General features: G+C 33.6%; 6 protein-coding genes. 5 read left to right on the forward strand and 1 reads right to left on the reverse strand.

All coding sequences use genetic code 11. The features are described from left to right. Positions 1 to 3 precede the first annotated feature (3 nt). Positions 4 to 1,068 carry a hypothetical protein gene (locus BUA46_RS11835; RefSeq protein WP_019388144.1) on the reverse strand — a complete coding sequence of 355 codons (1,065 nt, stop codon included), beginning with the start codon at positions 1,066 to 1,068 and terminating at the stop codon, positions 4 to 6. 125 nt (positions 1,069 to 1,193) lie between these two features. On the opposite strand from BUA46_RS11835, the gene BUA46_RS11840 reads away from it, so the two are divergent. From BUA46_RS11840 to BUA46_RS11860, 5 genes are all read left to right on the forward strand, one after another. After that, positions 1,194 to 2,096: an ABC transporter ATP-binding protein gene (locus BUA46_RS11840; RefSeq protein WP_019388143.1), complete on the forward strand. Its 903-nt coding sequence runs from the start codon at positions 1,194 to 1,196 to the stop codon at positions 2,094 to 2,096. A gap of 5 nt (positions 2,097 to 2,101) precedes the next feature. Then, a complete protein-coding gene (locus tag BUA46_RS11845) occupies positions 2,102 to 2,926 on the forward strand; it encodes an ABC transporter permease (protein ID WP_019388142.1) in 825 nt (274 codons plus the stop codon). Positions 2,927 to 2,954: 28 nt separating this feature from the next. Beyond that, positions 2,955 to 5,678, forward strand: a complete 2,724-nt coding sequence (locus BUA46_RS11850; RefSeq protein ID WP_019388141.1) for a T9SS type B sorting domain-containing protein — start codon at positions 2,955 to 2,957, stop codon at positions 5,676 to 5,678. A 4-nt stretch (positions 5,679 to 5,682) separates the two neighbouring features. Then, positions 5,683 to 8,133 carry a T9SS type B sorting domain-containing protein gene (locus BUA46_RS11855; RefSeq protein ID WP_035106452.1) on the forward strand — a complete coding sequence of 817 codons (2,451 nt, stop codon included), beginning with the start codon at positions 5,683 to 5,685 and terminating at the stop codon, positions 8,131 to 8,133. Positions 8,134 to 8,280: 147 nt separating this feature from the next. Next, the gene (locus BUA46_RS11860; RefSeq protein WP_072794753.1) at positions 8,281 to 13,188 is read left to right on the forward strand and encodes a T9SS type B sorting domain-containing protein; all 4,908 of its coding nucleotides are present in this window, start codon (positions 8,281 to 8,283) and stop codon (positions 13,186 to 13,188) included. Positions 13,189 to 13,304 lie beyond the last annotated feature (116 nt).

Consider the following 13,304-nt stretch of genomic DNA (forward strand, 5'->3'; position numbering starts at 1 on the left):
CTATTAGCGTTTTAAATTTTCTAAAGTAACATTCTCATAATTACGGGTTAAAAAGTCAAGCGAATATTTAAGTATTTCTCCCATATTCTTACTTTTCTTAAAATTTACATCGTTGGTGTAACTAAAAATAGTCATCTTTAATTGGTCTACGTGTTCTTTTGGCGAAATGTCATCTGCCTCCATACATTTTATTAATCGGGCTACCCTATTTTGAAAACTCTTTAAACGCTTTACTAATATAGAACGCTCTTCAGTTTTGTATTGATCTATTGACAACTTCTGGATACTATTTGAAACTAATTCTACCATTTGAAAATTTTCCTTGAAAAACTGAGGTCTATAGATATTAAATTTTCCTTCATAAGACTGTTGATCAAAATCTATGGCCCTTATCTTGTAAACCACTTTATCAAAATCATGAGTAGGAACAATTACATAATTATACGAACGCATATCTCCTAGCATTCTAATCATGCAACGTTCATTAAATTTTACAAACTCTTTGGCTATTTGAGACTTTTCAGATTTATTACAATCTGGCAACATATTTTTTATAAACTCATCTCCCGGAATGCCCGCAATATGTTCTTCAATCAAAGTGTTTTCGTATACTAGAAAATTCAAATTGTAAGGCGAAAGCATGTGCTCCAACTCCAACCCGTAAACACGAGAAGCATCGGCAGTTTTTACATAGAAATAAGTAGAATTATCATTTAAAATATTTCTAATCTTTACTCTAAAAGGTTTAGAGTTTCCGAAAGTGCAATAATCTATGGCATCAACACTTAAAAATGGCAATATATTCTCATTACCATCTGAGTGGAAAATGGTATAAACTTTTTTTAAGGCAGACTCAATTTCTTCACGCTCAAACTCATTGTAATACACACGAATCCAAAGGGTGTCATTATCATCTTTATCATACACAACAATAGACCCTTGAAATCTTAATAAATCATCATAAAAAATAGGAATTTTTACGTTTCTATTATATAAGGTAAGATATTCATCCAACTTTTGTGTTATAGGAAATGAAGGCTTTCTTTTAGATATTTTTAAATCTTGCATAGAGGTATAAACTTATTCAAATTTAAGGTTTTTATCATAAACTTGTAACAATAATTAAAGACTCTCGTCTTACTTAAACAACTAACCATTGCTAACATCTTCAGCTAGCAGAAAAACATTATAGTTTGGAATCTATTCTTACAATAAACAACCTTACGAAAAAATTCGGGTATTTAACGGCTGTTAAAGATTTATCATTCACCATTAACAAAGGAAATGTTTATGGAATTTTGGGTCCGAATGGTAGCGGAAAATCTACAACCTTAGGCATAGTACTTAACGTTGTGAACAAAACCGAAGGTAGTTTTCATTGGTTTGATGGCAACACCTCAACACATGATGCTTTAAAGAAGGTAGGCGCTATTATTGAGCGCCCAAACTTTTACCCGTACATGACAGCCACACAAAATTTAAAATTGGTTTGTAAAATTAAGGGCGTAGATTTTAGTAAAATAGACGAAAAGTTAGAAATAGTTGGTTTATTAGAACGTAAAGATAGTAAGTTTAAAACCTATTCTTTAGGTATGAAACAGCGATTAGCCATTGCTTCTGCCCTATTAAACGACCCAGAAATTTTAATACTAGACGAACCTACAAACGGGTTGGACCCTCAAGGAATTCATCAAATTCGAGAAATAATAAAGCAAATTGCTGCAAAAGGGACTACCATTCTACTTGCATCGCATTTGCTAGATGAAGTTGAAAAAGTATGCTCACATGTAGTTGTACTCCGAAAAGGTGTTAAATTATATTCGGGCAGAGTTGATGAAATGATTTCCAGCCATGGTTTTTTCGAGCTAAAGTGCAATAAAGAAACCGAACTTATTAAGTTGCTTGAAAACCATAAATCATTTAGTAAAGTTAAGATTCAAGATCATTTAATTACGGCATTTCTAAGCGAACCCATGCTATCTGATGATTTTAATAAATACCTTTTTGAACAAGGTATTGTATTAACGCATTTAGTGCAGCGTAAAGAAAGCTTAGAAGAGCAATTTTTGCAGTTAACAGACCACAACCAAAACTAATTTTTATGCTACGACTATTAAATTTAGAATTGCAAAAATTATTGCTGAATAGAACGAGTAAAATACTCATTTTTATATCATTTATTTTGCCTTTTTTTGTTATTTTACTGTCATCATTAAAGATTAATGTATTTGGTTTTTTCACGTTAGAATTAGGAGAATTGGGCGTTTTTAATTTTCCAATTATTTGGCATTTAACAACTTTTTTTGCCTCTCAGTTTAAATTCTTTTTCGCTATAGTTGTAGTGAGTATGATTGGCAACGAATACAGTAATAAAACTATAAAACAAAACCTTATTGATGGCTTAAGTAAAAAGGAATTTATACTTTCTAAGTTCTATACCATTGTATTTTTTTCGTTGGTTTCAACAGTTTTAATTACGTTAATTTCATTTTGTATTGGTATGTATTATTCCAGTTATACCGAAGCTACCATAGTGGTTAGAGAAACTGAATTTTTATTAGCTTACTTTGTTAAATTGATTGGTTTTTTTAGTTTGTGTTTATTCTTTGGAATGTTAGTAAAGCGATCTGCTTTCGCTTTAGCCTTTCTATTTATTCTGTATATTTTAGAATGGATACTGTTTGGTTTAATAACATGGCAATTTAATGCTTCAATTGCAGAAAAAATACAAAATTTCTTTCCATTAAAGTCTATGTATAAACTTATAGACCAACCTTTTCAGAGAGTAGCCATGACGAAATTCCCAGACAAAGGGGAATTGGCCTATGATTATGGCGCTCACAGCTACGAAATAATTATTGTACTATGTTGGACTGCCTTATTTATCTTTTTGTCGTATAGATTATTAAAAAAGCGAGATTTATAATATCTTTGGTAGCTTTCGCTATTGAAAAATGAAAAAAACTGCTTTATCTGTAATTTTTAGCCTTTTTGGGCTGCTATTCTATGCTCAAAATGAAGCCTCAAATTGGTATTTTGGGGAGAATGCGGGTATATCTTTCGATCTAGCTTCGAATACCATTATTCAAAAAACCGACGGGCAATTAAATACTCGAGAAGGCTGTTCTTCAATATCAGATGAAGATGGTAATTTGCTTTTTTATACTGACGGCGTTACCATTTGGAACAGTAACCATTTACAAATGGTGAATGGCTTTGGTTTACATGGTGATTCGTCTAGTACACAATCCGCCATTATAGTTCCCAAACCAGCAGACTCCTCCATTTATTATGTCTTTACTGTAGATAATAGTCTCGACGGCGTTAATAACGGTTTAAATTATTCAATAGTCGATATGACACTTAATGGAGGTTTAGGTCAAGTAACAGCTAAAAACACCCAATTACTTTCGTTTTGTTCAGAGAAAATTACAGCGGTTTTAAAAGATTGCGTAACTGAATCCATTTGGGTGGTAACTTATGCATCAGAGGATGGAACAGGCACTACTTTTGATACTTTCCATGCCTTTGAAATAAGTAATACAGGTATTAACACAACTTCCGTAAAATCTCCTGGAATGAATCCTACCAACGAGATTCGTGGCTATTTAAAACTTTCGCCTGATGGTACGAAAGCGGCATCGGCCAATATAAAAAGCGGATTATTTTTATACGATTTTGATTCAACTTTAGGCACATTGTCCAATGAAACTGCATTATTTATAACCTCAAATAATGGTGGTGCTTTTCCTTATGGAGTTGAGTTCTCACCAAATAGTCAGCTTTTATACGTGCATTCTTATAACGACTATTTTGATACCCAAAACCCTAATAGTAATAATAATCCAGCCAATCATAAATCAACTTTATCTCAGTTTAACTTAGCCGATGCCGATGTGCAAAACTCTCAAGTTAATATAGATTCAAGACAACTTTATAGAGGCGCATTACAATTAGGTCCTGATGGAAAAATATATAGAGCCTTAAGTTCAACTTACGATGTTGGATTACCGTTCTTAGGTGTTATAGAAAATCCAAATGTTGTAGGTCCAGGCTGTACATATAGGCACAATGCTATAAACCTTTCACCTTTCAATTCGTCACAAGGCTTGCCTCCTTTTATAGCATCTTTTTTTAATACAGAAATAGATATCATAAAAAACGGAAAAAGCTCAATTAATTTAGATATATGCGATGGAGGTTCTTACATTTTAGCCGCAGATGATATTCCTGGAGCAACCTACATATGGACGGTTGATGGCGCGCCTTTGCCTGAAACAGATTTTGATTTAGAAATTTTTCAAGAAGGACATTATCAAGTATACATTGAGCCCAACAATGGCGATTGCGCATTAGAAGGTCAAGCATTTGTTAACTTTGTTCCTAATCCAGAAGCAAATAATCATGTTTTACTACAATGTGATGAAGACGGAATTGCAGATAACTTAACTACTTTTAATCTAACTGAAGCACATAACGAATTAGTCGGGAATATTTTTAATCGATCGACAAAATTTTATCAAGATTTTTCACGAACTATAGAGCTTAATGCTGATGCATATAACAATATATCTAATCCTCAAACGGTATATGTTGAAGTTATAAACGATTTAACGGAATGTTCAAGTTTTTCAGAATTGGTGCTAGCGGTTAGCTCTACAAGTGCTAGTGATGCTTCCCTAGAGCATTGTGATGATGATGGTATTGAGGATGGATTCTATAGCTTCACCCTTAGCGATGCCGAAAATGATATCATTAAAGGATTGCCAGCAGGGTTAAACCTCTCGTATTTTGAAACTTATAACGATGCCTTGTTAGAAATAAATCATTTACCTATTACTTATACCAATATTGATCCTTACAATCAAGTTATCTATGCACGCGTTGAAAATGCCAACAATTGCTACGGTATAAGTGAAGTTTTATTAACGGTTCACGAATTACCGAATATAGAAACTGAAGGGTCTGATATTTATTGTATCAATTTTTTTCCAAGCACTATCAATATTGATGCAGGACTTATAAATGATGCTTCAAGTAATTACAATTACAATTGGTCTAACGGAGATACAAATTATGTTACTCAAATAAATGAGGTTGGCACCTACACCGTTACGGTAACTCATAAGATAACAGGCTGTACCAAAAATAGAACGGTAACAGTAGAGCCATCTAACATTGCAACTTTTCAAGATCCAGCTTTTGAGGTTACCGATGCTTCACAAAGTAATACCATAACTGTATTTGTTAGCGGCGAGGGCACGTATCAATACAGCTTAATTGATGAAAATAATATCACCACGCATCCATATCAAGACAGTAACTATTTTGAGAACGTTTTTCCTGGGATTTATAATGTTCTCGTTAAAGATGTAAAAAATGATTGTGGTATTGTAAATCAAAATGTATCAGTCATTGGGTTTCCTAAGTTTTTCACTCCTAATAATGATGGGGTGAATGACACATGGAAAATATATGGTGTTTCAAGCATGTTTCAACCGAATACTAAAATTCAAATTTTTAACAGATATGGCAAATTGGTTAAAGAATTTGATCCTTTAGGGCAAGGTTGGAATGGATTATATCAAGGTGAAATATTACCTAGTGATGATTATTGGTTTGCTGTTCGTTTACAAGATGGTAGAATATTTAAGGATCATTTCACTCTCAAACATTAACATATTGAAAGTATATCTAAAATTTAGTTTTTTCTGTTTGATAGTTTTGTATTCGAACGTATTAATAAGTCAAGAACCAACGGATTGTATCAACGCTGTAACAGCATGTGGAAATGCTGATATTACTTTAGATGTAAACGGAATAGGCACACAAGAATTAGGTGCTGGCCAAAACTGTTCAAGTCAAGAAAACAATAGCATTTGGCTTAGTGTTACTACAGTTACTTCTGGAACTCTTGGGTTCACCTTATCACCAAATAGTAGAAGTATCACTGAAGATTATGATTTTTTTGTTTTTGGTCCAAATGTGGCTTGTGGCGCTTTAGGTCAAGCTATAAGATGTTCAACAACTAATCCTCAAAACGCAGGTTTATCAAACAATAAAACTGGTATGAATGGTTCAGAAACCGACACTTCTGAAGGGCCAGGAGCAAGTGGCAATAGTTTTGTAAGATGGCTTGATGTCAATGCTGGAGAAACCTATTTTATTGTTATAGACCGACCTATAGGTAACAGTCCGTTTAGTTTAGAATGGACAGGAACTGCTACCTTCTCGGAGCCTCCAACTGATGAATCAGGAACTTCTGGAGCAGCATTAGATGTTGATTCTTGCGATGAAATTGCGCCTTTTACAGATGAAACAACAGAGTTTACACTTTCCAATAATACACCGTCAATTATAGGTTCACAATCCAACGTTTCAGTGACTTACCATATTTCTGCAAGTGATGCTAATATAGGCACAAACGCTTTAAACAGCCCTTATACTAATATTAACAATCCACAAACTATTTATGCTAGAATTACAAATAATTCCACTGGTTGCTTTGAATTAACTGATTTTCAATTACGTGTTAGCGGACCAGATTTTACATCACCATCAGATTATATTTTATGTGACAATCTAGATGATGGCGATGATAAAAACGGACAGGTTATATTTGATTTGGCTTCAAAAAACAGCGAAATTCTTAATCGGCAAAACCCAGCAGATTTCAACGTATTATATTATACTTCAAGTTCAGATGCTGAAAATAGAATTGGTGCCCTTCCCTATTCCTATTACAATACTACGCCTTTTAACGAGCAAATATTTGTACGTATTGAAGAAGTATCCAATTCATTTTGTAGCAGTTTTACAACTTTAAATTTACAAGTAAATGAAGCTCCTGAAGCTTTAAACACTACTTTATTGCAATGTGATGAAGATGGATTATCAGATGGGTTAACAACTTTTAATCTAAATCAAGCGGAGGCTGAATTAACTGGAGCTGCTGCGAATAGGACATTAAAATTCTATACGGATGCTGTAAGAACTTCTGAAGTTAATGGCGATGCATTTAACAATACCTCGAATCCACAAATAATTTATGTAGAAGTAATTAATAATGCTTCGGGATGCATTGGTTATTCTGAACTTACACTTGCGGTTACCGTTACAGATTCGAACAACGCGTATCTCACTTTTTGTGACGATGATGGTATAGAAGATGGGCTTTACAACTTTAATTTAGAGGATGCTTCAGCAGATATATTAGCGGGGTTACCGGCAAACCTAGATGTCGTGTACTATCAAACTTTTAAAGATGCCGTATTAGAGCAAAATCCATTAAATCCAATTTATACCAACACTACCCCTTACTATCATATTGTTTATGCAAGGGTTGAAAATGCGAATGATTGTTATGGTATCAGTCAAGTTTTTCTATACGTATTTCCTTTACCTGATATCAAAACTGAAGATTTATTTTACTATTGCTTAAATGATTTTCCTGAAACTATAACTATTGATGCGGCATTGAACAGCGGAAATCCAAATAATTATACATACAATTGGTCGAACGGAGATAACACTTACGCAACCCAAATAAATGAACCTGGTATTTACACCGTAACAGTTTCCGATGGTTATAACTGTTTTAAAGAACGTACGGTTACCATTGAAGCTTCAAATACTGCAACGTTTAACTCTCCAGCTTTTGATGTTAATGATGTTTCTCAAAATAATACCATAACAGTTTACGTTTCAGGAGAAGGGATTTATCAATATCGTTTGATAGATGAAAATGGAAATACTGTAAAAGATTATCAAGACAGTAATATTTTTGATAATGTTTTTCCTGGAATTTATACGGTTTCGGTAAAAGATGTTAAGAACAATTGTGGTGTTACTCAAAGTGATGTTTCTGTTATTGGGTTTCCTAAATTTTTCACTCCTAATAACGATGGTGTTAATGATGAGTGGAAAATTTATGGTGTATCTAGTATGTTTCAGCCCAATACTAAAATTAAAATTTATGACCGCTACGGAAAATTAATAAAACAACTCATTCCTTTAAGTGAAGGATGGAATGGTTATTTCAATGGTAAAAAATTACCTAGTGATGATTATTGGTTTTCTGTCATTTTACAAGACGGAAGAATATTTAAGGATCATTTCACTTTGAAAAACTAGATGACAGGGTCTAAAAAACTAAATTTCGTGCATTTTGTCCGATTTTTTTTGCGCTTCATCTAAATATGCCTATTTTTCGACCATATTAGTCCCAACTAATGGTCATATTTTAATTAATAATAACCTAATAGAAAATACCTACACGTTATGAGATTTGCACGTTTCATCATAATTTCGATTCTTTGCGGAAGTAATTATTTGTTTTCACAGCAAATAACTGTAGATGATACTGTTAGTTTACAAGCTTTAATACAAGACAATCTGGTAAACGGTTGTGTAGATATTTCTAATATTGATTCATTTGTCAATGGTAGTGCCAACGGTCTTTCTAGTTATGCTTATTTTGAAAGAGGTAGTTCAAATTTTCCGTTTGAAAGAGGTATTATGTTATCAACCGGTGGGGCAGCCTCTGGTGGTAATGCTACTATCACACCAACGCTTAGTGAAGGCTCAAATACATGGGGAACAGACCCCGATTTAGAAACCGCTTTAGGAATTACAAATACCGTTAATGCCACCTCAATTGAGTTCGATTTTGTTTCCATCTCAAATCAGTTTCAATTTAATTATTTATTAGCATCCGAAGAATACTTTGGCATTAATCCCTGTCAATTTTCTGATGGCTTTGTTTTTCTTATCAAAGAAGCAGGAACAACTAATCCTTATCAAAATATCGCACTTATTCCAGGTACAGCCATACCTGTAAATACCAATACCATTCACGACGAAATTTTTGGAGTTTGTGCCGCACAAAACGACCAATATTTTGACGGTTATAACCGTGGTGATACAAATTATAATGGGAGAACTACCGTTTTAACAGCAATGGGTAGCATACAACCTAACGTAACCTACCATATTAAATTAATAATCGCCGACCAAACAGATGGAACTTTTGATTCCGCTGTATTTATTGAAGGTGATAGTTTCAGAGTACTCGATTTAGGGGAAGATATTGCTACTTGTGAAAGTGTGGCAACTTTAGACGCCGATTTACAAAACCCATTGGCTTCTTACGCTTGGTATAGAAATGGCACATTAATACCCGGTGCAATATCACCTACCTATACAACCATTCAAGATGGTACTTATCGTGTAGAAGTTTCAGTGCCCGTAAATGGAAGCACCTGTTTAGAGACGGATGAAATTGAAGTTGTTTTAAACACCGAAGAGCCGATGGATCCTGTTTCGGATTATGAGATATGTGATGATCCGAGCGGCGATGAAACCGAAATCTTTGATTTATCAACCAAAGATGCAGAAGTTATTGCAAATATTCCTTTTACAAATTATACGTTTAGCTATCATTTATCCGATAGTGATGCAAGACTTGATATTTTACCTGTAACAACGCCTATTTCAAACTCCTCAAACCCGCAGCCAATATTTGTTAGGGTTGAGGATGACGATAGTAATTGTTTAGCATATACAAGTTTTAATTTAATTGTTAATCCGTTACCAGATATTGTAACGCCTACAACTTTAGAAATTTGTGATGGAGACGACATCCCTGATGGTTATGCCATTATTGATTTAACTCAAAAAGATGACGAAATTACACAAGGTCAAACGAATTTATTAGTGAGCTATCATTATAACCCACTTGATGCTAGTACGGGAAATAATCCTATTCCATCACCTTACATTAATACGAACACACCAAACGAACAAGTTTATGTTAGAGTTGTTGATACAACCACAGGATGTATTACCACCACAACTTTAGATGTTGTAGTTACGCTTAGCCCTATTGTTAACAGAGAAACGCAATATATTGATGCTTGTGATAGAGATTTAGATGGCGATGCCACTTTCGATTTAACCGAGGTTATTAGCGCCATACTTAATGGCTTAACAGGTGTGTCAACAACTTTTCATGCAACTTATGATGATGCGTTTAACAACACAAACGTTATTGCAGACGAAACCAATTACCAATATACAAATGCCGTGTTAGAACCTGGTTCTGCCACTCTATATCTAAGAATTGAAGATGATACTACAGGATGTACAACTATAGTACCATTCGAAATTCATACCAATTTATTACTTACTGGAACGGATACTGGCGATTTCGCACTTTGTGATACCAATGATGATAATTCAGACACCTTAAATTTCGATTTAAATACCGTAGAAATATTTATTGCTAACGATTTACCAAATTCAATTACAGTTACTTTTTACGAAACAGAAGAAGACAGAGATAATGGGACAAACCCTATAGATAAAACTGCACCTTACGCGGCAACAAGCCCACAAGTTTTATATATCAGAATAGAAGATGGCGGTTGTGTTGAAAATTCTCAAATTACCTTATTAGTAAACCCTATATTATTATTTTCAAATGTAACAATTCCATATTGTGATGATGATGACGACGGTATTGCAAGCATAGATTTACAATCAATAGATGACATAATCACTGGAGGGAACACCAACTTTACAGTTACTTATTTTGATAATAATGCAGATGCAATAAGTAATAATACAGCGAATCAGTTACCGCCTTTTTATAACAACACTAATGCCATAGAAACCATTTATGCGCGTATTGAGAGTTTGGATTCTGGTTGTTCTACAGTTAACCCGTTTCAAATTGAAGTTTTGGTTGCTCCTACTACCAATCAACCTTCTAATGAAATAATATGTGATGACGATCAAGATGGTTTTTCAATAATAAATCTTGAAGATAAAATTGATGAAGCCGTACCAAGCAGAACAGGTTTAAACTTAGATGTTTTTACATCTTTTGAAGATGCTGATAACAATACAAATCCTATTCCTGTTGCTGACCGTAGTGCTTACAATTCAAATACACAAACTATTTATATCCGAGTAGAAGATGCTGCAAGTGGCACGGGCTGTTATTCTATTGTTTCATTTGAAGCAATTGTAAATACATTACCCGTTTTCCCAACTATTAGTAATTTTCAATTATGTGAAGATGATGGTGATAGAACTTCAGATTTCCTATTAGTTGAAAAGGATGTTGAAATTTTAAACGGACAACCTGGTAAAGAAGTTTATTATTTTGAAGACGCAGCATATACCATGCCAATAGATAAAAATAATGTCTATCAAAATACTTCTAGTCCTCAAACAATTTATGTTAGGGTAGAAAACATTACAGATCCATCATGTTTTGGAACCTCATCTTTTCTCATTCAAGTTTCGCCAGATCCTGTTTATAATACTGTAATAGATTATTTAATTTGTGATGACGATAGCAATGATGGTTTACATGAATTTAATTTAGCTGAAAAAGCCACCGAAATTAGCTCTGGTTCACCCGATAATTTGAATATTTCGTTCCATATTTCACCTGAAGATGCGGATTCTAATACAGCGCCTTTACCTTCTACATATACTAATACTACGAATCCGCAAAGTATTTATATCAGAATTGAAAGTGAAGACTCATTATGCCATATCGTTGAAGAATTAGGGATAAATATTATTGCCGCTCCCGATGTTATGTATAACGTCCCGAGTATTACCAATTGTGATATTGATTATGACGGTATTGTTGATTTTGATTTAACAACATATAATATTGATACTGTTGATGATGATTTTGAAGTTTTAGATAGAGTAAAAAGTAATCTTTCTCTAAACTATTTCGAGAATTTAACAGATATAAATCCAAACGACGGATTAGATAACTCCATGGAAATTACAAATCCATCTAATTTTAATTCGAATACGAAAACTGTTTATATAAAAGTAGCCAATAATTTAACTAGCTGTTTTGTTGTTATTCCTTTAGAATTAATAGTAAACCTGCCACCTGCAACTAATTTAATAGGTACAATCGAGATTTGCGATAATGAAACTAATTCTTATGATTTATCGCAAGTTGATAATATGATTGTTAGCGATCCTTCTGCTGTTACGATATCATATCATAATTCACAAACTGATGCGGATGATAATTTGGCACCTCTAGGTAGTACCTTTAATTATTCAGCGGCAAGCCATACCATATACATCAGGGTATCAGACCCATCTACCGGATGCTATTTTGTACCCACTTTTGTATTGCAAATAAATGAAAATCCAGTTGCCAACACACCGCCAGATTTAGTGGATTGTGATGATGATTACGATGGTATACAAAGCTTTGATTTACGAGATAATAACAGTATTATTCTAGGGTCTTTAAATTCATTAAATCATATCATAACCTTCTATAGTTCTTTAGAAGATGCTGAAAGCAAAACGGATAATCTACGGAATATTTATTCGGCTTCAAACGGGGAAACTATCTACGCACGGTTAGAAAACAATAGAACAAACTGTTATAGCACAACCCAATTTAATATTCGCATAAATAACTTACCCGTTATTGCAATAAATGAAACCGTACCGTTGTGTAATAACGAACCTGTTACTGTATCTGCAGATACCGGAGTAGCTGGCGATAGATATCTATGGTCTACAGGAGCCACTACTAGTAGCATTGTAATACCTCCAACAAATCCTGGTAATTATGCTGTAACCGTAACTAGACCTAATGTTGTGGGTAATGACTGTTCATACACTCATAATTTTGAAGTAATTCCTTCGGAAGAAGCGATAATAAACTTCACTTCAACTGTTAATTTTGCTGACCCAAATAGAATTACAGTTGAAATAGATAACTCGAGAATAGGAGATTATATTTATATTCTGGATGATGGTGAACCGCAAAATTCTAATATTTTTGAAGATGTTTCTTTCGGAGAACATCTTGTAACCGTAAGAGATATCAACGGGTGTATGGATGTTACAAAACAAGTATTCGTTTTCGATATTCCAAAATTTGTAACTCCAAATAATGATAGCGCTTACGATACTTGGCATATTGTAGGAGCAAATCAATTGCCCGGAACTATGGTTTATATTTATAACCGACACGGAAAACTCATTAAAACATTACCTCATTATTCAGAAGGTTGGGATGGAACTTATAATGGCGAAAATATGCCTTCAGATGATTACTGGTTTTCGGCAGACATAGTTCAAAATGGAGAAACTTTCAATATTAAAGGGCATTTTGCTTTAAAACGATAATTTAAAAATAAAGTTGTTTTAACGATGTAATTAAACCTTAAAAGTTTTTTTAAGTCTTATTTACTTTAAATATTATATTTTAGTTTTTCCAACTAGTAATTAAGGTAATTACTTAA

The organism is Algibacter luteus (assembly GCF_900141715.1).
Taxonomy (GTDB): domain Bacteria; phylum Bacteroidota; class Bacteroidia; order Flavobacteriales; family Flavobacteriaceae; genus Arenitalea; species Arenitalea lutea.

Excerpts from the sequence above, each read along its gene's own strand:
- BUA46_RS11835 (WP_019388144.1), bottom strand. The coding sequence starts at position 1,068 with ATGCAAGATTTAAAAATATCTAAAAGAAAGCCTTCATTTCCTATAACA.
- BUA46_RS11850 (WP_019388141.1), top strand. The coding sequence starts at position 2,955 with ATGAAAAAAACTGCTTTATCTGTAATTTTTAGCCTTTTTGGGCTGCTA.
- BUA46_RS11845 (WP_019388142.1), top strand. The coding sequence starts at position 2,102 with ATGCTACGACTATTAAATTTAGAATTGCAAAAATTATTGCTGAATAGA.
- BUA46_RS11860 (WP_072794753.1), top strand. The coding sequence starts at position 8,281 with ATGAGATTTGCACGTTTCATCATAATTTCGATTCTTTGCGGAAGTAAT.